The organism is Burkholderia arboris, from assembly GCF_038723655.1.
Lineage (GTDB): Bacteria > Pseudomonadota > Gammaproteobacteria > Burkholderiales > Burkholderiaceae > Burkholderia > Burkholderia arboris.
In genome coordinates this window covers 491020-516138 of sequence record NZ_CP109822.1, presented here as the reverse complement: position 1 = coordinate 516138, position 25119 = coordinate 491020, and the positions used below count along the sequence as shown (strand labels likewise).

General features: G+C 68.4%; 19 protein-coding genes. 11 read left to right on the top strand and 8 right to left on the bottom strand.

The genetic code is table 11. From position 1 onward, the window contains the following. Nucleotides 1–8 precede the first annotated feature (8 nt). Both OHZ10_RS19520 and OHZ10_RS19515 read right to left on the bottom strand, forming a co-directional pair. The gene (locus OHZ10_RS19520) at nt 9–1286 is read right to left on the bottom strand and encodes a Zn-dependent hydrolase (RefSeq protein WP_340625485.1); all 1278 of its coding nucleotides are present in this window, start codon (nt 1284–1286) and stop codon (nt 9–11) included. Continuing rightward, entirely contained in the window at nt 1283–2668 is a 1386-nt protein-coding gene (locus OHZ10_RS19515; RefSeq protein ID WP_059237980.1) for a dihydroorotase, read from the bottom strand. The genes OHZ10_RS19520 and OHZ10_RS19515 overlap by 4 nt, the downstream gene beginning before the upstream one ends. A gap of 99 nt (nt 2669–2767) precedes the next feature. Between OHZ10_RS19515 and OHZ10_RS19510 the strand changes: the two genes are divergently transcribed. The 7 genes from OHZ10_RS19510 (at nt 2768) to OHZ10_RS19480 (ending at nt 12061) form a co-directional block, all read left to right on the top strand. After that, nucleotides 2768–3658 (top strand): LysR family transcriptional regulator, encoded by an 891-nt coding sequence (locus tag OHZ10_RS19510; protein WP_059237982.1) that lies wholly within the window; start codon nt 2768–2770, stop codon nt 3656–3658. Nucleotides 3659–3918: 260 nt separating this feature from the next. Continuing rightward, on the top strand, nt 3919–5010 hold the full coding sequence (locus tag OHZ10_RS19505) for a DUF917 domain-containing protein (protein ID WP_256086951.1): 1092 nt from the start codon (nt 3919–3921) through the stop codon (nt 5008–5010). A gap of 24 nt (nt 5011–5034) precedes the next feature. After that, complete coding sequence (locus OHZ10_RS19500; RefSeq protein WP_059240853.1) at nt 5035–6675, top strand: urocanate hydratase; 1641 nt, start codon at nt 5035–5037, stop codon at nt 6673–6675. 29 nt (nt 6676–6704) lie between these two features. Beyond that, nucleotides 6705–8027, top strand: coding sequence for an MFS transporter (locus OHZ10_RS19495; RefSeq protein WP_059237986.1), 1323 nt, complete (start codon nt 6705–6707; stop codon nt 8025–8027). A 17-nt stretch (nt 8028–8044) separates the two neighbouring features. Further along, on the top strand, nt 8045–9679 hold the full coding sequence (locus OHZ10_RS19490; RefSeq protein ID WP_342705580.1) for an aromatic amino acid ammonia-lyase: 1635 nt from the start codon (nt 8045–8047) through the stop codon (nt 9677–9679). Nucleotides 9680–9825: 146 nt separating this feature from the next. Next, nucleotides 9826–10926: a porin gene (locus tag OHZ10_RS19485; RefSeq protein WP_256086953.1), complete on the top strand. Its 1101-nt coding sequence runs from the start codon at nt 9826–9828 to the stop codon at nt 10924–10926. Between the two features lie 64 nt (nt 10927–10990). Beyond that, the gene (locus OHZ10_RS19480) at nt 10991–12061 is read left to right on the top strand and encodes a porin (protein ID WP_342705579.1); all 1071 of its coding nucleotides are present in this window, start codon (nt 10991–10993) and stop codon (nt 12059–12061) included. Between the two features lie 19 nt (nt 12062–12080). On the opposite strand, the gene OHZ10_RS19475 is transcribed toward OHZ10_RS19480, so the two are convergent. Next, nucleotides 12081–12785, bottom strand: a complete 705-nt coding sequence (locus tag OHZ10_RS19475) for a GntR family transcriptional regulator (protein WP_342705578.1) — start codon at nt 12783–12785, stop codon at nt 12081–12083. Nucleotides 12786–12968: 183 nt separating this feature from the next. On the opposite strand from OHZ10_RS19475, the gene OHZ10_RS19470 reads away from it, so the two are divergent. From OHZ10_RS19470 to OHZ10_RS19455, 4 genes are all read left to right on the top strand, one after another. Continuing rightward, nucleotides 12969–14189 carry a pyridoxal-phosphate-dependent aminotransferase family protein gene (locus tag OHZ10_RS19470; RefSeq protein WP_342705577.1) on the top strand — a complete coding sequence of 407 codons (1221 nt, stop codon included), beginning with the start codon at nt 12969–12971 and terminating at the stop codon, nt 14187–14189. A 147-nt stretch (nt 14190–14336) separates the two neighbouring features. Beyond that, on the top strand, nt 14337–15611 hold the full coding sequence (locus tag OHZ10_RS19465) for an MFS transporter (protein ID WP_174992563.1): 1275 nt from the start codon (nt 14337–14339) through the stop codon (nt 15609–15611). A 54-nt stretch (nt 15612–15665) separates the two neighbouring features. Then, a complete protein-coding gene (locus tag OHZ10_RS19460; RefSeq protein ID WP_342705576.1) occupies nt 15666–16427 on the top strand; it encodes a 2-keto-4-pentenoate hydratase in 762 nt (253 codons plus the stop codon). Between the two features lie 40 nt (nt 16428–16467). After that, the gene (locus tag OHZ10_RS19455; RefSeq protein WP_342705575.1) at nt 16468–19536 is read left to right on the top strand and encodes an FAD-binding and (Fe-S)-binding domain-containing protein; all 3069 of its coding nucleotides are present in this window, start codon (nt 16468–16470) and stop codon (nt 19534–19536) included. Nucleotides 19537–19642: 106 nt separating this feature from the next. On the opposite strand, the gene OHZ10_RS19450 is transcribed toward OHZ10_RS19455, so the two are convergent. The 5 genes from OHZ10_RS19450 to OHZ10_RS19430 form a co-directional block, all read right to left on the bottom strand. Beyond that, nucleotides 19643–20002 carry a BON domain-containing protein gene (locus OHZ10_RS19450; protein ID WP_174992560.1) on the bottom strand — a complete coding sequence of 120 codons (360 nt, stop codon included), beginning with the start codon at nt 20000–20002 and terminating at the stop codon, nt 19643–19645. A gap of 41 nt (nt 20003–20043) precedes the next feature. Next, nucleotides 20044–21102 carry a porin gene (locus tag OHZ10_RS19445; RefSeq protein WP_174992559.1) on the bottom strand — a complete coding sequence of 353 codons (1059 nt, stop codon included), beginning with the start codon at nt 21100–21102 and terminating at the stop codon, nt 20044–20046. Nucleotides 21103–21271: 169 nt separating this feature from the next. Then, on the bottom strand, nt 21272–22618 hold the full coding sequence (locus OHZ10_RS19440) for a PhoPQ-activated protein PqaA family protein (RefSeq protein WP_342705574.1): 1347 nt from the start codon (nt 22616–22618) through the stop codon (nt 21272–21274). Then, the gene (locus tag OHZ10_RS19435) at nt 22615–23961 is read right to left on the bottom strand and encodes an MFS transporter (RefSeq protein WP_256086960.1); all 1347 of its coding nucleotides are present in this window, start codon (nt 23959–23961) and stop codon (nt 22615–22617) included. Before OHZ10_RS19435 ends, OHZ10_RS19440 begins: the two co-directional genes overlap by 4 nt. Continuing rightward, nucleotides 23958–25070: a CaiB/BaiF CoA transferase family protein gene (locus tag OHZ10_RS19430; protein ID WP_174992556.1), complete on the bottom strand. Its 1113-nt coding sequence runs from the start codon at nt 25068–25070 to the stop codon at nt 23958–23960. The genes OHZ10_RS19435 and OHZ10_RS19430 overlap by 4 nt, the downstream gene beginning before the upstream one ends. Between the last annotated feature and the right edge of the window lie 49 nt (nt 25071–25119).

Here is a 25119-nt window from a genome sequence, read left to right as displayed (position 1 = left end):
CCATCACGTTACGCCGCGCCCGCCAGCGAGCGGTCGAGCGCGACGAGCGTCCGGTACAGCACGCGCGTGCCGTCGAGCAGTTGCTGCGGCTCGATCCACTCTTCCGGGCAATGGCTGCGGCCGCCCAGGCACGGAATGAAGATCATCCCGATCGGCCCGGTCGGCGCGACGTACACGGCATCGTGCCCCGCGCCGCTCGGCAGCCGCATGCTCGGATAGCCGAGCTGGGTGGCCGCCTGCTCGACCGCATCCATCACGAGCGGCTGGCAGTCGGTCGGCCGCGCACGGCTCACGTGCTCCGCGCGTGCACTCAGGCGCAATGCATCGAGGCGTGCGGCCGCACCGGCCAGCAGCGCCTCGGGGAAGGCATCGAGCACCGCGTCGCTGTCGCTGCGCACTTCCAGCATCAGCTCGACCTGCCCCGGCACCGCGTTCGGCACGTTCGGCGTCATCGCGATCCGCCCGATCGTCGCGACCACGTAGTGCGGGTTGCCCGACAGCGCCGACGCGCGCGCATGCGCGGCCTCGATCAGGTGCGCGGCGCCGACGAGCGCGTCGCGACGGATGTCCATCGGCGTCGTGCCCGCATGGTCGGGCTGCCCGGTCACGGTGATCAGCACGCGCCGGATGCCGACGATGTTGGTCACGACGCCGATCGGCAAGCCGCGCGTTTCGAGCACCGGCCCCTGTTCGATATGCAACTCGACGAACGCGGCCGTGCTGCCCGGCGCGCGCAGCGGTTCGCGCAGCGCGTCCGGGTTGCCGCCGATGCGGCGCAATGCTTCCGCCAGGGTTTCCCCTTCTGCGTTCGTCGCGCGCAGCATGCCTGCGTCGAGCACGCCCGCCCATGCGCGGCTGCCGACGCACGAAATGCCGTAATCGCTCGGCTCCTCGGACAGGAAGTCGATCACCTCGAACGGATGGTCGAGCACGATCCCCTGCTCGTTCAGCGTATGCGCGACCTCGATGCCCGCGAGCACGCCGATGATCCCGTCGAAGCGGCCGCCACCGACCACCGTGTCGCAGTGCGAGCCCGTCACAAGCGGCTTCGTGCGGCGGCCGCTGCCTTCGCGGCGGCCGATCAGGTTGCCGCCTGCGTCCATCGACACTGCAAGCCCGGCCTCGGCGAACTGCGCGGCGAGCCATGCGCGTGCTTCCGCGAACAGCGGCGAGAACGCGCGGCGCGTCCACGGCACGTCGGGCCGCGTGAAGCGCGCCAGTTGCTCGACGCGCGCGTTCAGGCGCACCGCGTTCAGCGGCGGGAAAGGGAAATCCGTCGGATTCATGCTGGCTCCTGTTGCGGGGCGATCGAACGGCTGCCGTGCGGCTTCAGGAAGCGGCCCGAGCCTGCTGCGTTGACGATGCGCTCGCCGTCGTACACGAGCGCGCCGCGGCAATAGGTGGCCGCGATCCGCACCGTGAATTCCATCCCTTCGAACGCGCTCCACTGCACGGCCGACAGGCTGCGCGACGGATCGAACGCATAGCGTTCCGGCATGAGGATCACGAAGTCTGCATCGGCGCCGACGTCGAGCGATCCCTTGCGGTCGTCGAGCATGAAATGCCGCGCGGGGTGAGTCGCCAGCAGTTCGGCCACGCGCGTCGGCGCGATGCCACGCTGTTCGCAGCCGGTCCAGAACGCCGGCAGCAGCGTTTCGAGCCCCGGGCCGCCCGACGCGTTGCGGAACACGTTCGGGTCGCCCTTGCGTTCGAGCCCCCAGCTCACGTGATCCGATGACACGAACGTGCATTCGCCGCGCGCGATGTGCGTCCACAGCAGGTCCTGCTCCGCGCGCGGCCGGATCGGCGGATAGTGCTTGGTTTTCGCGCCGAAGCGCTTCGTATGCGTTTCGTGATCGAGCATCAGGTACTGCACGCAGGTCTCGATGCTCGCGCGGTGGCCGGCCTGCCGGAACATGTTGCACAACTCGAAGCCGCGCGACGTCGACACGTGCACCGCGTGCGCGCGGGCGCCCGTCTCCGCGCCGATCTCGTAGATCAGCGCGGTCGCGAGGTTCTCGATCAGCGGCGGATGCGCGCGCAGGAACGCGTCCCAGCCCGTGTCGCCCGCTTCGATCATCCGCGCGACGTTCTTGCGCGTCATGTCCTGCATCTGGTTGTGCACGCCGCATGCGAGGCCCGACGGCGCGATCAGCCGGAACGCGTCGTACAGCACGTCCTCCTCGACGCGCGGAAACCGGCCGGGCGTCGCCTCGAACGTCGAGAACTTGAACGCGCACACGCCGCCGTCGATCAGCCCGGCCGCCGCTTCGAGGCCGTGTTTCGCGTTGAGCGTGCCGTACAGCGCGACGTCGACGTGGCAGTCGCGCTCGGCTTCCGCGATCTTGCGGTCGAGCTGCGCGCGCGACGCGACCGGTTCCGGATCGTCGTACGGCATGTCGACCATCACCGTCACGCCACCCGCGGCGGCCGCACGCGACGCGTGACCGAGCCCCTCCTGGTTGGCCTGGCTGGCCGCATGCACCTGCCCGTCGACAACGCCGGGCAGCACCCACTGCCCGCGCGCATCGACCGTCTCGCGTGCCGCCGGCGGCACGCCCGTGCCGCGCGCGGCGATCCGCCCGCCACGGATCGCCAGCCAGCCGTCGTCGACCACCTCGCGCGCATCGACCAGCCGGCCGCGCACTACCTGCTCGAATTCGCTCATCTTCGCCTCCTGCTTTTTTGATCACGAGCAGTTTAGGCAGCGCTCTGCCAGAATGTCTCATGCCGATTTATCGTCCCCACATAACATGGAGTTAAGGCTGTGCGTCTGAACCTGCGCCAGATCGAGGTGTTTCGCGCCATCATGCTGACCGGCTCGATCAGCGGCGCCGCGAAGCTGCTGCACGTCTCGCAGCCAGCCGTCTCGCGGCTCATTTCGTATGCCGAACAACGGCTCGGCCTCGCGCTGTTCGAGCGCATCAAGGGGCGGCTCTACCCGACGCCGGAAGCGCAGCGGCTGTTCGTCGAAGTCAACGCGGTGTACCAGGGCGTGCAGCGCGTCAACGAAATCGCGGAAGACCTGATCGAGAACCGAATGGGCCACCTGCGCATCGCGTGCAGCCCCAATCTCGGCCAATCGCTGCTGCCGCGCGCAATCGCGGCGTTCTACGAGCGCTTTCCCGACGTGCGCATCATCCTGCACACGATGATCCCGAGCGTGCTGCTGCAGGCGGTGCTCACGCAGCAGGTCGAGCTCGGCATCGCGTTCCTGCAGGACACGCACCCGAACGTCGAAAGCCAGCCTCTCTATGAGAACCGGATGGTCGCGGCCGTGCCCGCATCGCACCCGTTCGCGCGCCGCAAGACGCTGGCCGTGCGCGATCTCGCGAACCAGCCGCTGATCGGCTATGGCAGCGACATTCCGCTCGGGCAACTGGTGCGGCGGCTGTTCAGCGACGAAGGGCTCGTGCCGCAGGTCAAGATCGAGGTGCAGCAGGCGCACGTCGCGTGCGCGCTCGCGCAGGCCGGCACCGGCATCGCGCTGATCGACGAACTGACGGTCGCGGGGCCGATATGGCCGCAGATCGTCGTGAAGCCGATCGTGCCGACGATCGCCGCGCCGGTCAGCGTGCTGCACCCGGTGCTCGCCCCCCTGTCGAGGCTCGCGCACGAGTTCATCGACACGCTCCATACGCTCTCCGCGAACGCATGAATTTGGGTGCCGAAACGGGCTGGAATCGTTGTCCAGCCTGCGTTTCGTCGTCGCACCGGCAGGGACGGATTCGTGCGCAGGCAGCCTGTCGCTCGAGCGTCACCGGGATTACCCTACGCTTAACATCGCGTTATGAAGTCTCCATAAAATAGCAATAACGCTCAATATTCGGCGTCCCTAGAATCGTTTGGACAGTACCGCCACACAAGGCTTTCCGGCCGGCGCGTACAGCCCTTTTCCCCTCTCAGGACAAACGACACATGGGACGCATTCTGTCTTCGAAGGACGTCGAAGCCGCCGTCAAGGGCGGTTCGGTTTTCGCATGCGGCGGCGGCGGCTGGGCCGACCACGGCCGTGAACTCGGCACGCTCGCGGTCACGATCGGCCGCCCCGAACTGGTCACCATCGACGAGTTGCCGGACGATGCGTGGATCGCCACGGCCGCCGCGATCGGCGCGCCGGGCGGCCTCACCGACTGGCAAATGCTCGGCGCCGACTACGTGAAGGCCGCACAGCTCGTGCAGGACGCGCTCGGCGAGCCGCTCGCGGGGCTCATCATCGGGCAGAACGGGATGTCGAGCACGCTGAATGCGTGGCTGCCGTCCGCGCTGCTCGGCACCAAGGTGGTCGACGCGGTGGGCGACATCCGCGCCCATCCGACCGGCGACATGGGCTCGCTCGGCCTCGCATCGAGCACCGCGCCGATGATCCAGGCGGCAGCCGGCGGCAACCGCGCACAGCATGCGTACATGGAAGTGGTCGTGCGCGGCGCGACCGCAAGGGTGTCGCCGGTGCTGCGCAAGGCGGCCGACATGGCCGGCGGCTTCATCGCGAGCTGCCGCAATCCGATTCGCGCCTCGTACGTGCGCCAGCATGCGGCGCTCGGCGGCATCAGTCGCGCGCTCGCCCTCGGCGAAGCGATCATCGACGCCGAACGGCGCGGCGGCAGCGCGGTGATCGACGCGATCTGCGCGGCCACCCGCGGCGAGATCGTCGCGAGCGGCAAGGTCGAGCGCAACACGCTCGAATACACGCGCGAAGCGTTCGACGTCGGCCTCGTCCATGTCGGCAGCGGCGCGCAGCGCGCAGTCATTCATGTGATGAACGAACACATGGCGGTGGACGACGCGCACGGCGCACGGATCGCGACCTACCCCGACGTAATCACGACGCTCGATGCACAAGGCCGCCCCGTCAGCGCCGGGCAGTTGAAGGAAGGGATGGAGATCCACGTACTGCGCGTGGCGAAGGCGCACATTCCGCTGTCGTCGTCGGTGTTCGATCCGGCCGTCTATCCGCCGGTCGAAGCCGCACTCGGCATCTCGATCGCCGACTATGCGCTCGCGCGCTGAACGGAGATCACGATGACGAACCGGATGAACCGCACCTTCGAAGTCACGTCGGGCAACACGCTGCGCTGCAAGGGCTGGCGCCAGGAAGCGCTGCTGCGCCTGCTCGAGAACGTGCTCGCCGTCGGCGAGGATCCCGATCGCCTGATCGTCTATGCGGCGCTCGGCCGTGCGGCGCGCGATTGGCCGTCGCACGACGCGATCGTCAACACGCTGAAGACGATGGACGAGGACCACACGCTCGTCGTGCAGTCCGGCAAGCCCGTCGCGCTGCTGCGCACGCACGCGAGCGCGCCGCTCGTCGTGATGGCGAACTGCAACCTGATCGGCCAGTGGGCAAAGGCCGAACACTTCTACGAACTGGAGCGGCGCAACCTGATCTGCTGGGGCGGGCTCACGGCCGGCGACTGGCAGTACATCGGCTCGCAGGGCGTGATCCAGGGCACCTACGAAATCTTCTCGCGAATCGCCGAGCGCCATTTCGACAACGACCTGCGTGGCCGCTTCATCCTGACGGCCGGCCTCGGCGGGATGGGTGGCGCGCAGCCGCTCGCGGGCCGGATGGCGAACGCGGCGACGCTCGTCGTCGAGATCGACCAGACGCGCATCGACAAGCGGCTGCAGATCGGCTTCCTCGAACGGCAGGCGCGCGATCTCGACGAAGCGCTCGCGCTGATCCGCGACGCGCAGGCACGGCGCGAGCCGGTCTCGGTCGGCCTGCTCGGCAACGCGGCCGACGTGTTCCCGGCGATCCTCGCACGCGGCGTCGTGCCCGACATCGTGACCGACCAGACGGCCGCGCACGATCTCGTGTACGGCTACGTGCCGTCGGGCTACACGCTCGACGAAGCGCGCGCGCTGCGCGACAGCGACCGCACGAAGCTGATGGACGCGAGCCGCGCGTCGATCGTGCGGCACGTCGAGGCGATGCTCGGTTTCAAGGATCGCGGCGCGATCGTGTTCGACAACGGCAACCTGATCCGCACGCATGCGAAGGACGGCGGGGTCACGCGCGCGTTCGAGATCCCGGTGTTCACCGAGGCGTTCCTGCGCCCGCTGTTCTGCCGTGCGATCGGCCCGTTCCGCTGGATCGCGCTGTCGAACGACCCGAACGACATCCGCATCATCGACGACTACCTGCTCGAGCACTTCCCGGACAACCGGATCGTCACGAACTGGATTCAACGCGCCCGCGAATGCGTGCCGTTCGAAGGGCTGCCGGCGCGCATCGCGTGGCTCGGCCACGGCGAGCGCACGCGCCTCGCGCTCGCGGTCAACGCGATGGTGCGCGACGGCGTGCTGGCCGGGCCGGTCGCGTTCACGCGCGATCACCTCGACGCCGGCGCGATGGCGCACCCGAACATCATGACCGAGAACCTGCGCGACGGTTCCGACGCGGTAGCCGACTGGCCGCTGCTGAACGCGATGATGAGCTGCTCGTCGATGGCCGATCTCGTCGCGATCCATTCGGGCGGCGGCGGCTACAGCGGCTACATGACCAGCGCAGGCATCACCGTCGTGGCCGACGGCAGCGCGGCGGCGAACCAGCGTCTCACGCTGTCGATGACCAACGACACGGCGCTCGGCGTGATCCGCTATGCGGACGCCGGCTACGAAGAAGCGCTCGACGAAGCGGAACGCAAGCAGATTCCGCACATCCGGCTGTAAGGCCGTCCGCACGACGACAGGAGATCGAAGTGAAGCAAACCGCGGTTCCCCTCGACACGGCCACGGCCGTGTCGCCCCCCGCCTCGAGTGCCGGGCGCGCGATCGCCGCGGCGTCGATCGGCAACGCGCTGGAGTGGTACGACTTTTCCGTCTACGCGTTCTTTGCCGTGTACATCGCGCAGAACTTCTTCCATCGCGGTGACACGGGCACCGAGCTGGTCGAGGCGTTCATGGCGTTCGGGATCGGCTTCATCGCGCGGCCGCTCGGCGCGCTCGCGATCGGTGTGTACGGCGATCGCGCAGGCCGCAAGGCCGCGCTGACGCTGACCATCCTCGTGATGGCGGCCGGCACCGGCATCATCGCGTTCGCGCCGCCGTTCACCGCGATCGGCATCGGCGCGCCGCTGCTGATCCTGTGCGGCCGGCTGCTGCAGGGCTTCTCGGCCGGCGGCGAAGTGGGCGGTGCCGCGGCGTTCCTGATCGAGCACGCGCCGGCGGACCAGAAGGGCCGCTACGCATCGTGGCTGCAGGCGAGCATGGCTGCGTCGAACATCCTCGGCGCGCTGGTCGCCACCGCCGTGACGCTCACGCTGTCGCGCGAACAGATCGGCGACTGGGGCTGGCGGATTCCGTTCATCCTCGGCCTCGCGATCGCGCCGGTCGGCCTGTGGCTGCGCAAGACACTCGACGAAACGCCGCATTTCCGCGCGGAAATGGCACGCGCCGCGCACGCGCCGGCCGAACGCAAGACGCCGCTGCTGCAGGTCGTGCGCGACTATCCGCGTGCGCTCGTGGTCGGTACCGGGTTCTCGGTGTTGTGGGCCGTGTGCGTGTATGCGCTGGTGATCTACATGCCGACGCACGTACAGCGCGCGCTGCATTTCGACGGACGCGACGCGTTCATCGCGTCGCTGATCGGCAACTGCCTGATGGCCGTCACCTGCGTGTGCGCCGGGAGCTGGTCGGATCGCTTCGGGCGGCGCACGGTGCTGACGGTCGGCGCGGTGCTGATGCTCGTGTCGGTGTATCCGCTGCTGCACTGGCTCGCCGACGTGCACACGCTCGCCGCGCTGATCGTCGTCCAGAGCGCGTTCTGCGTGATGGTCGCGATCTTCACCGGTGTCGCGCCCGCCGCGTTGTCGGAGCTGTTCCCGACCCGCGTGCGCGCCACCGGCATGTCGCTGTCCTACAACATCGCCACGACGATCTTCGGCGGCTTTGCCCCGGCGATCCTCGCGTGGCTCACGCAGCGATCGGGCAACCCGTTCGCGCCTGCCTGGTACGTGATGGTCGCAAGCGCCATCGCGCTCGTATCGATCGCCGCCCTGTCTTCCACGTCACGTCACGCCTGAATTCGGAGAACTGCTTCATGCAACGCTTCCTCATGCGGAGCGCGGTCGCGCTCGCGCTTTTCGCCGCCGTCCCGGCCTTCGCGGACGTCACGCTCGACGGCCGGTCCGCCACACCCGAATCGATCGCGCGCATTGCCGACGGCGAAGCCGTGTCGATCGCGCCGTCCGCCCGCCAGCGCGTGGTCGCCGCGCACGACGTGCTGCTGAAGGCCGCCGCGGCCGGCCAGCAGATCTACGGGCTGACGGTCGGCGTCGGCCTCAACAAGGACCGCGAGATGGTCGATGCGCACGGCAAGCTGTCGCAGGAAGTCATCGACGCGTCGACGCGCTTCAACATCGGGCTGATCCATGCGCACTCGGGCAGCGTCGGCCCCGACATGAGCGTGCGCGTGGCCCGCGCCGCGATGGCCGCACGCCTGAACGCGATGCTCGACGGCGGCGCCGGCGTGCAGCCGGCGATCGTCGACGCGTACGCGCAGTTCCTCAATCGCGGCGTCACACCGGCCATGCCGGCGGACGGCTCGATCGGCGAGGCCGACATCACGATCCTGAGCCACGTCGGTCTCGCGATGCTCGGCGAAGGCGACGTGTACTACCAGGGCCGCAAGGTCGCGGCCGCCGACGCGCTGAAGTCGGCCGGCATCGCGACGATCCGCCCGTACGGCAAGGACGCGCTCGCGATCCTCAGTTCCAACGCGTATTCGGTCGGCATGGGCGCGCTGGCGCTCGCCGACATGGCACGGCTCGCGCAGGTGTCGAAGGTCGTGTTCGCGCTGAGCCTGCAGGGGCTGAACGGCAACGTATCGCCGTTCCGCGAGGACACGCTCGCGCTGCGGCCGTTCCCGGCGACGCTGCGCGCGGGCGCCACGCTGCGCACGCTGCTCGCGGGCAGCAGCCTGTGGAACCGCGATCCGGACCGGCCGCTGCAAGATCCGCTCAGCTTCCGCTCCGGCGTCTACCTGCTCGGCGAAGAAGATCGCACTTACGATGAAGCGCGCGCGCTGCTGCAGGTGCAGCTCAATTCGAGCGACGACAACCCGGGCGTCGCGGTCGGCGTCACGCCGAAGTCGAGCCGGGCGCAGGACGCGGCCGGCTATGTCGACGGCGGCGGCGCCGTGCTGCCGAGCGCGAACTTCGAGCCGCTGCCGTGGGTGCTCGCGTTCGAACAGCTCGGGCTCGCGCTCGGCCACAACGCACTCGCATCCGCCCAGCGCATCGTCAAGCTGAACGACCCGCACCTCACCGGCCTCTCGCGCTTCCTCGGCACCGAGGACACCGTGCATGCGTTCGGCGCGATGGAGAAGCCGCCGACCGCGCTCGCGATGACGGTGAAGTCGCTCGCGATGCCCGTGTCGCTCGACTACCTGCCGGTTGCCGGCGGCATCGAGGACATCGCAACGAACGCGCCCGACGTCGTACAGCGCGTGCAGAAGCAGATCGACGCGAGCTACACGCTGCTCGGCCTCGAACTCGTCGAAGCCGGCCAGGCGATCGACCTGCGCCAGCGCAAGCAGCCGTCGTTCACGCTCGCGCCGGCCACGCAGCCGCTGTACCGCGCTCTGCGCACGAAGGTCGCGTTCCTCCAGCGCGACCGCCCGCTCACGCCCGACTTCCGCGCTGCCGATGCGCTGCTGCGCGCGTATCGCAACTGAGCGGCGCGCCGCCCTTCCTTCGTTTCACCCGTCGGTTGTCACACCCGCCGCCGCGATCGCCGTTCGATCGCGGCGCGGGGCCCGAATGTCCGTCCATATCGCACGCCGCTCGCCGTCTTTCAACCACCCCGCACCGGAACATCCTCATGAAAAAAATCCTGTTCGCGCTGCCGCTCGCCGCGGCCGCCACCGCCCACGCGCAAAGCAGCGTCACGCTGTACGGCATCGTCGAAGACGGCGTCGACTACGTGTCGAACGTGCAGGGCAAGCATCTCGTGCAGCTCGCGTCGGGCGTGACGGCCGGCAGCCGCTGGGGCGTGCGCGGCACCGAGGATCTCGGCGGCGGCCTGAGCGCGATCTTCCGGCTCGAAAGCGGCTTCGACCTCAACTCCGGCCGCCTCGGCAGCGGCCTGGCGTTCTCGCGCAACGCGTACGTCGGCCTGAACGACACGAAGCTCGGCACGCTGACGCTCGGCCGCCAGTGGGATTCGATCGTCGACTACGTCGAGCCGTTCACGCTGAACGGCAACATCGGCGGCTACTACTTCGCGCACCCGAACGACATGGACAACACCGACAACGGCTTCCCGATCTCGAACGCGGTCAAGTATCGCAGCCCGACGATCGCGGGCATCACGTTCGGCGGCCTCTATGCGTTCGGCGGGCAGCCGGGCCGCTTCTCCGACAACGCAACGTTCAGCGTCGGCGCGAGCTATGCGGCCGGCCCGGTCGGCTTCGGCGTCGGCTATCTGCGGATCAACAACCCGGGCGTGTCGACACAGGGCTACCAGAACTATCCGGGTTTCACGAACGCGATCTACGGCAACTACCTCGACGCGGCGCGCGCGCAGAAGGTGTTCGGCGTCGGTGCGTCGTACCAGGTCGTACAGTGGCTCAAGCTGCTCGCCGACTTCACGAACACGAACTTCCAGCAGGGCAGCGCGGGGCACGATGCGACGTTCCAGAACTACGAGCTGTCGACGCTCGTCACCCCGACGCCGGCCGTGACGATCGGCGCCGGCTATACGTACACGACGGGCCGCGACCACGCGACGAACGCGGAGCCGAAGTATCGCCAGTTCAACCTGAGCGTCGAATATGCACTGTCCAAGCGCACCAGCGTCTATGTGATGGGTGCGTTCCAGAAGGCCGCCGGCGACGCGCCGGTCGCGCAGATCGCGGGCTTCAATCCGTCGAGTAACCAGAAGCAGGCCGTCGGGCGCGCGGGTATCCGCCACGCGTTCTGACGTTCCGTTCGACGGGTGCCGTCGCGCACCCGTCCGTTCTCTTCCTCTATGTGATTCAATCAGTATGCCTATCCATTCAACCCGGATTGCCGGCCGGCGCCGTCGACTGCTGTCGGCCGTCGGCGCATCGCTGATCGCGTGCTCGATCGCCGACGACGCCACGGCCCAGTCGTCCGTCTCGCTGTACGGGCTGGCCGACGTCTATGCCGGCACGCAAAAGAGCCTCGGCAAGCCGCGCGCGCATGCGATGAACTCGGGTGGCTTCACGACGAGCTTCTGGGGGATCGGCGGCCGCGAGGCGCTCGGCGGCGGCTACGCGCTGCAGTTCGCGCTCGAAGCATTCATGCGCCCGTCGAACGGCGGCGCCGGCCGCTTCGGCGGCGATACGTTCTTCGGGCGCAACGCGTATGTCGGCATCGCGACGCCGTACGGCGTGCTGCGCGCGGGACGCAACACGACGCCGTACTACATCGCCGTCGTGCGCTTCAATCCGTTCTCGACGTCGTTCGGCTTTTCACCTGCATTGAACCAGATGTACAAGGGCGTCGCGGGGCAAGGCCTCGTCGGCGACAACGGGTGGAGCAATTCGGTGCTGGTTTCGACACCCGGCGAGCACGCTCTGCAGGCGAGCCTGATCTATGCGACGGGCAACGCGCCGGGCCATACCGGCGCGAACCAGTGGGGCGGCAGCGTCACCTACGACGCACACCGCGCGTTCAGCGCGACGCTCGCGTTCCAGCAGGCGAAATTCGACCGGACGCCCGGCGACCTGAACGCATCCATCGCCGGCTTCACGCAGCAGGACGCCGTGCTGGCCGGCGTCGGCTACGACCTGAAGGTCGTGAAGTTCACCGCTTTCTATCAGTACGTGCACGACGCGATCGACGGCGGCGGGCTCGGCACGCACAGCGGGCAGGTGGGCGCGGCGGTGCCGATCGGCTTCGGAACGGTGCTCGCATCGGTGATGGCCGCGAAGAGCCACGGCCGCGACCGCCCGTCAAGAACGACGTGGGCGCTCGGCTACGACTACCGGCTGTCGAAACGGACCGATGTTTACGTGGCCTACCTGCGCGACCGCGCGAGCGGCTACGGAAACGGCGATTCGGCCGGGCTCGGGCTGCGCACGGCGTTCTGAACCCGCACGCGGAACGCGGCTACGCGTCGACTTCCGCGTGCAGCAGCAACACCGCGTCGCGCTTCTCCAGCAAGTGCCGCCGCAGGATCGCCGCGAGCGCCTTGCCGTCGCGCGCCTCGAGCGCCTTGATCATCTCCTCGTGATCGTGCACCGCGCGATTCCACTTCTCGACGTGCTGGTTCGAGCGGAACCGCATCGACATGATCCGGCGGTTGATCGCCTGGTACGTGCCGCGCAGCGCCGAATTGCGCGCGGCCTCGTTGATGCGGTCGTGGATTTCCTGGTTGCGGCTGTAGTAGCCGGGCAGGTCGTTCTGCATCCGGCACGCGAGCATCGAGTAATGCAGCGCCTTGATCTCCGCCAGTTCGGCGGGCGTGATGCGCTCGCACGCCAGCTCGCCGGAAAACGCCTCCAGCCCCGACATCAGCTCGAACGTCTCGCGGATCTCCGATTCGGTCATCCGGTACACGCTCGCGCCGCGGTTCGGCGACAGCACCAGCAGCCCCTCGGACGCCAGCACCTTGAACGCCTCGCGCAGCGGCGTGCGCGAGATGCCGAGCGTCTCGCACAGCTCGCGCTCGTTCAGCCGCATGCCCGGTGTCAGCACACCTTCGACGATGAACTTGCGCAGGTGCTCGACGACCGTGTCGTGCAGCCGTTGCCGCTCCAGTTTCGGCAGTGCCGGCGCGCTGCCGGCATGCTCCAGATCATTCAAATCTTGCATGCAAAGTCCTTCCCTCTTGCTTCCCGCGATTCTACTGCAACTCGCCCGACCCGAATATCACCCCGCCAATGTCGGGTAAACACCGGCATTTTCGGTGAAATCAGCGCTTGGTTCTGCCGTGGTCGCTCTGCTAAAGTATTTTGCATGCAAAATTCAAAATGCAACCAAGGAGACAGAACGACCATGCTGCAACTCGACTTTCACCCGTCCGGCCGCCACTTCCTGCAGATTCCGGGGCCGAGCCCGGTGCCCGACCGCATCCTGCGGGCAATGAGCTACCCGACCATCGACCACCGTGGCCCCGAATTCGGCGCGCTCGGCCTCAAGGTGCTGGCCGGCATCAAGAAGATCTTCAAGACCACGCAGCCGGTAGTCATCTATCCGGCGTCCGGCACCGGCGCATGGGAAGCCGCGCTGACCAACACGCTGAGCGCCGGCGACACCGTGCTGATGTTCGAGACCGGCCACTTCGCGACGCTGTGGAAGAAGATGGCCGAGGCGCTCGGCCTGAAGCCCGAATTCCTCGGCCTGCCGGGCATCGAAGGCTGGCGCCGCGGCGTGCAGCCGGACCTGATCGAAGCGCGCCTGCGCGCCGACACCGCGCACGACATCAAGGCCGTGTGCGTGGTGCACAACGAGACCTCCACCGGTGTCACGTCCGACATCGCGGCGGTGCGCCGCGCGATCGACGCGGCCGGCCACCCGGCGCTGCTGATGGTCGACACGATCTCGGGGCTCGCGTCCGCCGACTACCGCCATGACGAATGGGGCGTCGACGTGACGGTGTCGGGCTCGCAGAAGGGGCTGATGCTGCCGCCGGGCATCAGCTTCAACGCGGTGTCGCCGAAGGCACTCGCGGCGAGCGAGCACGCCAAACTGCCGCGCGCATTCTGGGGCTGGCACGAGATCATCGAGGCGAACAAGAACGGCTACTGGCCGTACACGCCGAACACCAACCTGCTGTACGGGCTCGCCGAAGCGCTCGACATGATCCTCGGCGAAGGGCTCGACAACGTGTTCGCGCGCCACCAGCGGCTCGCGGAAGCGACGCGCCGCGCGGTGCGCGCATGGGGCCTCGAGATCCAGTGCGCGGACCCGGCCGTCTACAGCCCCGTGCTGACCGGCGTGATGATGCCGGACGGCGTCGACGCGGACGCCGTGCGCAAGCTGATCTACGAACGCTTCGACATGTCGCTCGGGCAGGCGCTCGGCAAGATGCGCGGCCGGATGTTCCGCATCGGCCATCTCGGCGACTGCAACGACCTCACGCTGATGGCCACGCTCGCCGGCTGCGAGATGGGGCTGAAGCTCGCCGGCGTGCCGGTTGCCGCGAGCGGGGTCGTCGCGGCGATGGACTATCTCGCGTCGAACACCCACACGCCCGCGCTGCGCGCGGCGGCCTGACCGCGTGTGCCTGCGGCGTGCCGCGGGCACATCGCTCGTTCCCCTTTGCGGCCCGCACGACGCGCGGCCGCGCTGCATCGGCACAAAACCGGCCTCAGAGCCGGCGCGGTTGCAGCGGCAAGCCAGACAACATCTAGGAGACGCAACATGAAGCTGTTCCGGGCGACCAGCATCGTGCTGGTGATGCTGTGCGTGATGTACTTCATCACGTACCTCGACCGCGTGAACGTGAGCACGGCTGCCGCCGGGTTCGGCCGGGAGTTCGGGCTGAACAAGACGGAGATCGGCCTGGTGTTCTCCGCATTCGCGTATCCGTACCTCGTATTCCAGATCATCGGCGGCTGGGTCAGCGACCGCTTCGGCGCGCGCCGCACGCTGCTCGCGTGCGGGCTGCTGTGGGCCGTCGCAACGCTGCTCACCGGGATGGCCGGCGGCCTCGCGTCGCTGCTCGCCGCGCGCCTGCTGCTCGGGCTCGGCGAAGGCGCGACGTTCCCGGCGGCCACGTCGGCGATGTCGCGCTGGGTGCCGCGCGAGAAACGCGGCTTCGCACAGGGCATCACGCATGCGTTCTCGCGCGTCGGCAACGCGGTCGCACCGGCCGCCGTCGTCGCGGTGATGGCCGTGTACGGGTGGCGCGAATCGTTCTACATCTGCGGCGTGATCAGCATCGTGTGGGTCGCGGTCTGGGCGCTCGTCTACACCGAACATCCGAAGGACCACCCGCGCATCACACAGGCCGAACTCGATGCGCTGCCGCCGCCGAAACAGAAGCCCGCCACCGTGCCGTGGGGCCCGCTGTTCCGCCGGATGATGCCCGTCACGATCGTCTACTTCTGTTACGGCTGGACGCTGTGGCTGTTCCTGAGCTGGATTCCGCAGTACTTCCTGCACAGCTACGACCTCGACCTGAAGAAATCGGCGGTGTTCGCGTCCGCGGTGTTCTTCGCGGGCGTGATCGGCGACACGCTCGGCGGCATCGTCACCGACCGCGTCTATGCACGCACCGGCAGCCTCAAGCGTGCGCGCAGCTGGATGGTGTCGATCTGCATGCTGTTCACGCTGTTGTCGCTGCTGCCGCTGCTGTTCACGCACCACCTGTACGTGTCGATGGCGTGCCTCGCGGCCGGTTTCTTCTTCGCCGAGATGACGATCGGCCCGATGTGGGCCGTGCCGATGGACATCGCACCGGAATACTCGGGCACCGCGAGCGGGATGATGAATTCCGGCTCCGCGCTCGCGGCGATCCTGTCGCCGGTGATCTCCGGCTTCGTGATCGACCGCTTCGGCAGCTGGGAGCTGCCGTTCATCGGCAGCATGGTGCTGATGGGCGTGGGCGTGCTGCTCGCGTTCCGCATGCAGCCGGACAGCCGCTTCGCCGATGCACCCGCCGAACAGCCCGCCGCCAACCGCTCGCCGGCCTGATGCCAACCGGGGCGCTGCCGCCGGCGGCGCCCGCCTTCTTCTTCAAGACGCACGATGACCCAAGCTACCCAGGATCTCGCCGCCCGGCTCGCCGCCGGCTGGCAACACGGCATCGCGTTCGCCGCGCTGCCGCCCGAACTCGTCCCCGTCAGCGCCGATGCTGCCTATGCCGTGCAGGCGCAGGTGCTCGCCGAACGCAGCGCCGCGATCGGCGCGTGGAAGGTCGGCGCGAAACAGCCCGACGGCCCGATCCAGGGCGCGCCGCTGCCCGACGACTGCCGGCATGCGAGCGGCGTCACGCTGCCGCGCGGCGCGTTCCGGCCTCTCGGCCTCGAACTGGAAATCGCGTTCCGCTTCGGCCGCGACTTCGCGCCGCGCGCCACCGCGTATGCCGACGAAGAAGTGTTCGAAGGCATCGCACAGATGGGCGCGTCGATCGAGATCGTCGCGAGCCGCTTCCGCGAATGGCCGGACGTCGCGCCCGTTGCGCAGCTCGCCGACCTGCAGAACCACGGCGCACTCGTGCTCGGCGAAATGACCGGCTATCGCGAGGATTTTCCGTTCCTCACGCCCAACCCGGCCTTCACGTTCGACGGGAAGGACATCGCCGGCGCCGCACCCGGCACGAATCCCGCAGGCGACCCGCGCCGCCTGCTGCCGTGGCTCGTGAATCATGCGTCGCAGCGCGGCATCGTGCTGCCGGCCGGCACCGTCGTCACGACCGGCTCGTACACGGGGATGTTTTTCCCGAACGCGGCAGGCACGGCCGTCGGCCGCATCGCCGGGCTGCCGCCCGTCAGCGTCACGCTCGCCTGATCCACGCCTGATCCGTTTTCACCCGATACCGACCGCCGCCATGAAATCCGCCGTCACGCCTTCGCTGGTTCGCCCTGTCCATCTCGTGCCGTCGCAAGGCGCCGCGCTGTCGCCGCTGTTCGAGCGGCTGCGCGCGGAAATGCGCGGCGACGTCCACGCCGATCGCGCGAGCCGCGGCCGCTACGCAACCGACGCGTCGATCTACCAGATCATGCCGCTCGGCGTGGTCGTGCCGCGCGACCAGGACGACCTGCGCATCGCGCTCGACGTCGCGCGCGACCGCAAGATCCCCGTGCTCGCGCGCGGCGCCGGCACGAGCCAGTGCGGGCAGACGGTCGGCGAGGCGCTCGTCGTCGACAACAGCAAGTGGCTGAACCGGATCGTCGAATTCGATGCGCAGGCGCGCACCGTCACCGTCGAGCCGGGCATCGTGCTCGATCACCTGAACGCGTGGCTGAAGCCGCACGGGCTGTGGTTTCCGGTCGACGTGTCGACCGGCGCGCAATGCACGATCGGCGGGATGGCCGGCAACAACTCGTGCGGGTCGCGCTCGATCGAGTACGGCAACATGGTGCACAACGTGCTCGCGATCGACGCGATCCTCGCGGACGGCAGCGAGTGCCGGTTCGGCTCGCTCGCGCAGCCCGTCACCGATCGTCGCACGCTCGCGCTGCTGCACGGCGTCGAACGGATCGCACGGCGCGAGCGCGACGAAATTGTCGAGCGCGTGCCGAAGGTGCTGCGCCGCGTGGCCGGCTACAACCTCGACCTGTTCGACTGCCAGAACCCGCGCGCGTACACCGACGACGGCCACGCGAATCTCGCGCACCTGCTCGTCGGCTCCGAAGGCACGCTCGCGTACAGCCGGCAGATCACGCTGAAGCTCGCGCCGCTGCCCGCGCACAAGACGCTCGGCGTCGTGAACTTCCCGACCTTCTACCAGGCGATGGATACCGCGCAGCACATCGTGAAGCTGAAGCCGGTGGCCGTCGAACTGGTCGATCGCACGATGATCGACCTGTCGATGGAGAACCCGGCGTTCCGGCCCGTGATCGAACAGGCGCTGGCCGGGCAGCCGCAGGCGATCCTGCTCGTCGAGTTCGCGGGCGAATCGCGCGATGCGCAGCTGACGCAGCTCGACCGGCTCGCCGAACTGATGGCCGATCTCGGGCTGCCCGGCAGCGTCGTGAAGATGACCGATGCCGGCGCGCAGAAGGCGCTGTGGGACGTGCGCAAGGCCGGGCTCAACATCATGATGAGCATGAAGGGCGACGGCAAGCCGGTGTCGTTCATCGAGGATTGCGCGGTGCCGCTCGAACATCTCGCCGAATATACGCGCCGCCTGACCGACGTGTTCCACAAGCATGAGACCGAAGGCACGTGGTACGCGCATGCGAGCGTCGGCACGCTGCATGTGCGGCCGATTCTCGACATGCGGCGCGACGGTGCGACGCGCATGCGCGAGATCGCCGGCGAAGCGGCGGCGCTCGTGCGCGAGTACAAGGGTGCGTATTCGGGTGAGCACGGCGACGGGTTGTGCCGCGGCGAATGGGTCGCGTGGCAGTATGGCCCACGCCTGAACGCGGCGTTCACGGAAATCAAGGCGCTGTTCGATCCCGACAACCGCTTCAACCCGGACAAGATCGTCAATCCGCCGCGCATGGACGTGCGGGAGAACTTCCGCTTCGCGCCGGGCTATGCGGCGCTGCCGTCGCAGCCCGCGCTCGACTGGTCTGCGTGGAACGTCACGCGCAACCCGCTGACCGGCGACGAAACCGCACCCGGCACGGGCACCGACATCACGCACGGGCTCGCATCGGCCGTCGAGATGTGCAACAACAACGGCCACTGCCGCAAGTTCGACGCGGGCACGATGTGCCCGAGCTACCGCGTGACACGCGACGAACAGCACGTGACGCGCGGCCGTGCGAACACGCTGCGGCTCGCGGTGACGGGGCAGCTCGGCGACGACGGGCTCGCCGGCGACGACGTGAAGGCCGCGCTCGACCTGTGCGTATCGTGCAAGGGCTGCAAGCGCGACTGCCCGACGGGCGTCGACATGGCGCGCTTCAAGATCGAGGCGCGGCATGCGTGGAACCGCAAGCACGGCACGACGCTGCGCGAACGGCTCGTCGCGTATCTGCCGCGTTACGCGCCGTGGGCGTCCAGGTTGCGCGGGGCGATCGCGTTTGCAAACGGCGTGCCGGTCGTCGCGGCGGCGATGAAGCAATGGATCGGCCTCGCGCCGCAGCGTGCGCTGCCCGCGTTTGCGCGGCCGTTTCTGGCGGATGTCGGTGCAGGTGCAGGTGCAGGCACAGCTGCGCCTACGTCTTCGCAGGAGACCGGTTCCGCAACCCGCGAAGTGCTGCTCTTCGTCGATACGTTCAGCAACTACCAGGAACCGGACAACGCGCGCGCCGCGCAGGCCGTGCTCGAAGCGGCCGGCTACACCGTGCATTTCAACGTGCGCGAAGGCGAACGGCCGCTGTGCTGCGGCCGCACGTTCCTCGCGGCGGGGCTCGTCGACGAAGCGAAGGCCGAGGCGAAGCGCACGCTCGATACGTTGCGGCCCTACCTCGAACGCGGCGTCGCAATCGTCGGGCTGGAGCCTTCGTGCCTGCTGTCGATGCGCGACGAGTTTCTTGCCTATGGCTATGGCGATGAAGCCGCACGACTCGCCAGTCACGCGTTCCTGTTCGAAGAGTTTCTCGTGCGCGAGCAGGAAGCCGGCCGGCTGTCACTACGGCTACGCGAAATCGACGGAACCGCCGAGGCACTGGTGCACGGCCATTGCCACCAAAAGGCATTCGGCGCATTCACACCGGTGCAGACCGTGCTGCGCTGGATCCCGGGGCTCAAGGTGTCGCCGGTCGAATCGTCGTGCTGCGGGATGGCCGGCAGTTTCGGCTATGAAGCCGAGCACTACGACGCATCGCAGGCGATGGCCGAGTTGTCGCTGCTGCCGGCCGTGCGGGCGCGGGCCGAAGGCGCGATCGTCGTCGCGGACGGCACGAGCTGCCGGCATCAGATTCACGATGGTGCGCAGACGCAGGCGGTGCATGTGGCGAAGGTACTGGCGCTGGCACTCGGCGACACGCCGTTACGTTAGCCGCACACCGGCCGCCCGGTGTGCGTGCCGGGTTCGCCCGGCCGCAACCGATCGCAGGATGAACGGGCCGCGTCCGATCGTTCCGCATCGGAGCCGCCCGCGCCGGTCACGGCATCTGTTCGCCCAGACGAAGCTGGTTCGTCACCTGCGTCACGCCGTCGACTTGCCGTGCCGCTGCCACGGCCATCGCGGCCTGCTGACCGTCGCTCACGCCGCCGCGCAGCGTCACGACGCCGCTCCGGGCGCGCACCACGATGCGCGTCGCGTTCAGCCCGCGGGTGCGGGCGAGTGCGGTGCTGACACGACGCGTCAGACGCCGGTCGTCAGCCCGTCTCGCCTTGTCCGCCGATGCCCCACTGGCAGCGGTTGTCGACACCGGTTCCGATGCGGCTCGCGCGGTGCCGGCTGCGACCACGACACCGAGTGTCACGACGGTCGCGATCAATCCACGTTGCAGTGCTTTCATTCGGTTCCCCTTCACACACGGAATATGACGTCGGTCAACGCTCAGAACTTCGTCATCAGGCCGATCGATACCCCCGTCACGCCGCTGCCGCCGGGCCGCAAGCCGATGGCCGCGATATTGGTCGGATCGGTGCGGTACGCGCCGGAGAAGCCGTTGCGATCGAACTCCGCGTAGAGCTCGGTGCGCTTCGACAGGAAGTATTCGACGACCGCGTACGTCGTGAGCTTGTGCCCGTCCGCGCCGTGCTGGTTGCCGAGATTGCTGCCGATGTCGTCGTACATGCCGGCCGTGAACTGCAGGAACGGCGTTGCCTGATACACGACACCCAGCGCGGGAATCTTGTCGCGGCGATGCGGCCGGTTCGCGTTCGCGCTCGACACGTCGAGCGCCGAGTAACTCGCATAGAGCCGGCCGGCGCCGATCTGCCAGGTCCCGCCCGCCATCCACGTCTGTGCGGACTGCGTCGCATCCGCACTGTAGGTTTTCGAGTAGGAGGCGCCGCCGAGCACCGTCTGATACTGATACATCGCGGCCGCCGAGAAATTGGTTCCGGCGCGTGTATTGCCCGCGACGCCGCCGGGCGAATAGCTCGCCGCGACGCGCAGGCCGCCCAGTTCGCCGATATATTTAATCGTGTTGTTGAAGCGGGAATCGAGCGTGAACGGATTGCCGCTCCACAGCACGCCCGGCTCGATGGCAAGCGACTGGCCGCGCCCGCCCGCCGGGTCCACGACGATCCCGAAGTCGGTCGCCGCGTTGAACTGGCGCCCGAGCGTCAGGCGCCCGAAGCCGCCCGTCACGCCCACGTAGGCCGCCTGGGAAAACAGCGTGCCGGACGATTTCAGTGCGCCGGTTCCGCTGTTGAACGAGCCATCGAGCACGAACAGCGCCTTGAACCCGCCGCCCAGGTCTTCCCGTCCCCGGATGCCGAAATCGTTGCCCGAGATCAGGTTGTTGTTGAACCCGACGGCGCTTCCACCTTGCATACCGTTGGTCCATCGGATCCCGCCGCCGATCTGCCCGTAGAGGGTCACGCTCGACTGCGCGACGCTGATGCCCGGCAACGCGCCGAGCAACGCCATCCATGCGAATCTCCTCATCAGTCTCCTCCTGCCAGTTCCTGGCTTTATGTGTTCGTCACGGCCTCACTTCATGATTCGCACACCAAAACAATGGTTCAATGCCGGCATCGAGTGTGTGCCCATCGATGCCGGTTGTTGCCGGAATCGACGCTCCGCGTCCGCGTTCGCCGATCCCCTTCCGCCGCGATTACCCGGCCGAACGCCCGACGTTCTGCACGAGCGAGCTGACGTAGCCCGGCTCGCCGGCGCCGTTGTGCTCGACCTCGACGTACCACGCGAGGTTGTGCCCCGCCGGGTGCGTCAACTCGGCGTGCCATTCGCCGTCGCGCGCCGCCATCGGCGTCGATTGCCACGTTGCGCTGCGCCAGTCCTGCGAGACCGGGTGAAACGCGTGGAACAGCCTGACACCCGTCACGTGCTCCGGCTCGACGCGCGCGGCCACGGCCAGCCGGTCGCCGGCCGTCTCGTGCCGAACCGCCGGCATGCGCGGCACGCGGCGGTCGGCAAAGGTGCGGGCGAGCCACATCCGCCAAGCCGCCAGATGCTTCGCGGAGACCCAGGAATGACGCACGTTGTCGATGGCGAGATAGGCCTTGTCGCCCGGCATGTCGGTCATCATGCTGTTGGGCGCGCCGAGCGCGAAGAACTCGTCGTTGGTGCCGAGCGCGACGAGATAGGCGGCCTTGATCCGGTCGCGCCACAGATACGGATCGAAGTGCATCAGTATCCGAAAGCCGACCGGATTGTTGATCGCGCGCAGCATCGTCTCCGCGCCCTGAAACCCGGGGCCGGCGTGCGACTCCGCCGGCCCGGCGACGTGCGGCCCGAACTCGGCGAATTTCGTCGCCAGGTGATACAGGTTGTTCCCGCCGTGGTAGCCGCACACCATCACGCCCGCCACCCGCTCCGGGTCCGCGCCCGCCGCGATGGCCACGCCGACTCCACGCTTCGAATGGCCGAGCAGGACGGCCCGCTTCGTGCCGATGCCCGTGAGCGAATGCAGCAGCGTGATGGCGCGCAGATACGCCTTCGCGATCGGGTAGTACCCGTTCCAGGTCAGGTCGCCGGTTTCCAGCGTCTTCTTCAGCGCATAGCCGGTGAAATCCGATTCGTCGAGGCCGAACGGGCAATCGGCCGGGTTCGCGAAGATCATGACCGGCATCCCGAGGTCGAGCGCGGTACCTTCCGCGTATTCGCCTTCGGTATCGAGCGTCGTGCCCGGAATGACGCGCCGGGCCCATTCGCCGGGCTCGAAGGCCTGCCGCTCCGTGCCGATGATGCCGGCCGCGCCGTCGCCGTCATAGCCGTCGGGCACGTAGATGCGGGCGGGATGCCGCCAGACGAGCCCGTGCCATCGCTGGCTGGTGAAGGTCAGCTCGACGACGCGCACGCGGCGCCCCGCACGATGGCGACTCTCGCGCACGCAATCGGAGACGATCTCCGGCGCCAGCGTCGACTCGTCGAGCAGTTCCGCCATGTCGAAGAAGGGTGCCGGGCCCAGCACCGGCTGCGTGTCCGTGAACGGGTGATTCATGAGCGGTGTTCCTTGTTGACGAGTGCCGCGTCGGCGGCCTTCAGACGATTGACGCACGCGAACAGCAGCACCACGGCGACGAGCACGAGCGCGACGAGATAGAGCGCCGGGTCGAGGCTGCCCGTCCGTACGCGAATCGCACCGAACAGCGCGGAGCTCACGCCGGCCGCCGCACCCATGCTCGAGATCAGCGCGATGCCGGCGGCGGCCGCGTCGCGCGGCAACAGGCGTGTCGCGATCGCCCACAGCACCGGGTAGGCGGACGCGATGCCGCAGGTCGCGACGATGGCGCCGGCCATGACGCCGGGCAACGCGCCGTGCGAAACGGCCATCGTGCACAGTCCGGCAATACCCGCGCCGACCGCAACGATGAAATGCATGTGACGCTCGCGGCGCCGGTCCGACCGGCGGCCGTACCAGACCATCGCGATCGTGCCGATCAGGTTCGGAATCACGACATACAGGCCGACGTGTTGCAGGTTCGTGACACCGGTCGCCTCGATGATGGACGGCAGCCAGAAAATCAGCAGGTTGGTCGCGCAGCCGAGCGAGAACGTCGTCAAGCCCAGCAGATAGACACACGGTTCCCGCAGCGCCGCGCGCAACGGATGACGGGTGGTCTGCCGCTCGTCGTGCGCGCCAAGCGCCAGCTGCACGATGCGTTGCTCGTCGGGCGACAGCCAGCGTGCGTGCCCGGGCGCTTCTGGCAGCACGCGGAACGCGATCACGCCGAGCACGATGCTCGGCACGCCTTCCAGCAGCATCAACCATTGCCAGCCGCCGAGCCCCGCCACGCCACCCATCGAGTTCAGTACCCAGCCCGACACCGGCCCGGTGACGAGGCCGGCTGCCGCGGCGGCGGTCATGAACAGCGCAATGACCTTCGCGCGGCGCTCGGGCGGAAACCAGAACGTGAGATACACGACGACGGCAGGAAAGAACCCCGCCTCGAATGTGCCGAGCAGGAAGCGCAGCGTGTAGAACTGGCCCGGCGTCCTGACGAACATCGTCGCGGCCGCGACCATGCCCCACAACACCATGATCCGCAGCAGCGTGCGGCGCACGCCGACCCGCCGCAGCATCAGGTTGCTCGGCAGTTCGAACAGGAGGATCCCGACGAAGAACGCCGAGGCCGCCACGCCGTACACCGCGTCGGTGAATCCGAGCGCGCTCTGCATCTGCAGCTTCGCGAGGCCGATGTTGTTGCGATTGACGAACGCGGCCAGGTAACACAGGAACAGCAGCGGCACGAGCCGTCTCGTGATGCGCGCGAACACCCGGTCCGCTTCGACACGCGTGGTCAGATCGCCGCTGTCCGTCGCGTATTGCATGCCCGTGTTCATGTCTGCGTTCCTCCCTCGGCACGCGACGCGCGCACGCGATAGCCCAGGCCCGGCGACAGTACGCTGCAGTCGCCGTCGGTCAGCATGACGGATTCGAGCGCGTCGTGGTTCATCGCGTCGTCCACGAACTCGACGATCGTGCGCACCTTCGCGCAGGCCACGCCGGCGCCGGCGCACGCATCCTCGAGGTCAGCCGCGCGCCATTCGCGAATCGCATCGGCCAGCGCGGCGCGCAACGCCGCCGGGTCGCCGGCGCGCAGGAACGCGGCCGGCCCGCCGGCATCGAGCGGGGGATCGAAATAGCGGGGATCGCGCGCGATGTCCGCGCGCCCGAGTACGCCGAGCACGGCCGCCAGTTGCCTCGGCGTGTTGGCTCCGAGCGCGACCCAGCCGTCCTGCGTGGCGAACAGGTCCGCCGCCGGACTGCCCGAGTATCCCTGGTTGCCGACCCGTGGCGGCGCCACGCGGGCCGTGAGCGCCTGGCATGCGAACGGGTACATCAGCTGCAACGCGGCGCCGGTCATCGACACGTCGAGATATCGCCCCGTACCGGATGCATCGCGCTCGCGCAGCGCGGCCAGGATCGCCATCGCGGCGACGAGCCCGGTGCCGGCATCGACCACCGGGAAGCCCGTCTTGACCGGCGGCTCGCCTTCACGGCCGGCCATCAGCGTCATCCCCGTCGCCGCCTGGACCACGTGATCGTAGGCCGGCCGGTCCTGCCACGCCCCGGCATTGCCCCAGCCGCTGATCGAGCAGTAGACGAGCCCCGGATTCAGCGCCCGCAGCGGGCCGTCGCCGAGCCCGAACCGGTCGAGCACGCCTGGCCGCAGGCTGTCGACCAGCACGTCGGCTTCGCGGGCCAGTTCGAGTGCCTGGCCGAGATCATCGGCGTCGGACAGGTCGAGTTCGATGCAGCGCTTGCCGGCGTTCAGCGAAACGAAGCCCATTCGGCCGTTGCCGCGGCGCATCACGTCGCCGCCGTTGCGGTTCTCGATCTTGACGACCTCGGCGCCGAGTTGCGCCAGATGAAACGTTGCCAGCGGACCCGCGATGACGTGCGTGAAATCCAACACGCGAATCCCGGCGAGCGGTTTGAATGCCGTCATGCCCGCGCTCCTTTCGCTGCCGCCCGACACCGCGGCGACCCGGCCAGCT

Coding starts and splice junctions, on each gene's coding strand:
- OHZ10_RS19520 (WP_340625485.1), bottom strand. CDS start 1,286: ATGAATCCGACGGATTTCCCTTTCCCGCCGCTGAACGCGGTGCGCCTG.
- OHZ10_RS19515 (WP_059237980.1), bottom strand. CDS start 2,668: ATGAGCGAATTCGAGCAGGTAGTGCGCGGCCGGCTGGTCGATGCGCGC.
- OHZ10_RS19505 (WP_256086951.1), top strand. CDS start 3,919: ATGGGACGCATTCTGTCTTCGAAGGACGTCGAAGCCGCCGTCAAGGGC.
- OHZ10_RS19500 (WP_059240853.1), top strand. CDS start 5,035: ATGAACCGCACCTTCGAAGTCACGTCGGGCAACACGCTGCGCTGCAAG.
- OHZ10_RS19490 (WP_342705580.1), top strand. CDS start 8,045: ATGCAACGCTTCCTCATGCGGAGCGCGGTCGCGCTCGCGCTTTTCGCC.
- OHZ10_RS19485 (WP_256086953.1), top strand. CDS start 9,826: ATGAAAAAAATCCTGTTCGCGCTGCCGCTCGCCGCGGCCGCCACCGCC.
- OHZ10_RS19480 (WP_342705579.1), top strand. CDS start 10,991: ATGCCTATCCATTCAACCCGGATTGCCGGCCGGCGCCGTCGACTGCTG.
- OHZ10_RS19475 (WP_342705578.1), bottom strand. CDS start 12,785: ATGCAAGATTTGAATGATCTGGAGCATGCCGGCAGCGCGCCGGCACTG.
- OHZ10_RS19470 (WP_342705577.1), top strand. CDS start 12,969: ATGCTGCAACTCGACTTTCACCCGTCCGGCCGCCACTTCCTGCAGATT.
- OHZ10_RS19465 (WP_174992563.1), top strand. CDS start 14,337: ATGAAGCTGTTCCGGGCGACCAGCATCGTGCTGGTGATGCTGTGCGTG.
- OHZ10_RS19460 (WP_342705576.1), top strand. CDS start 15,666: ATGACCCAAGCTACCCAGGATCTCGCCGCCCGGCTCGCCGCCGGCTGG.
- OHZ10_RS19455 (WP_342705575.1), top strand. CDS start 16,468: ATGAAATCCGCCGTCACGCCTTCGCTGGTTCGCCCTGTCCATCTCGTG.
- OHZ10_RS19450 (WP_174992560.1), bottom strand. CDS start 20,002: ATGAAAGCACTGCAACGTGGATTGATCGCGACCGTCGTGACACTCGGT.
- OHZ10_RS19445 (WP_174992559.1), bottom strand. CDS start 21,102: ATGAGGAGATTCGCATGGATGGCGTTGCTCGGCGCGTTGCCGGGCATC.
- OHZ10_RS19440 (WP_342705574.1), bottom strand. CDS start 22,618: ATGAATCACCCGTTCACGGACACGCAGCCGGTGCTGGGCCCGGCACCC.
- OHZ10_RS19435 (WP_256086960.1), bottom strand. CDS start 23,961: ATGAACACGGGCATGCAATACGCGACGGACAGCGGCGATCTGACCACG.
- OHZ10_RS19430 (WP_174992556.1), bottom strand. CDS start 25,070: ATGACGGCATTCAAACCGCTCGCCGGGATTCGCGTGTTGGATTTCACG.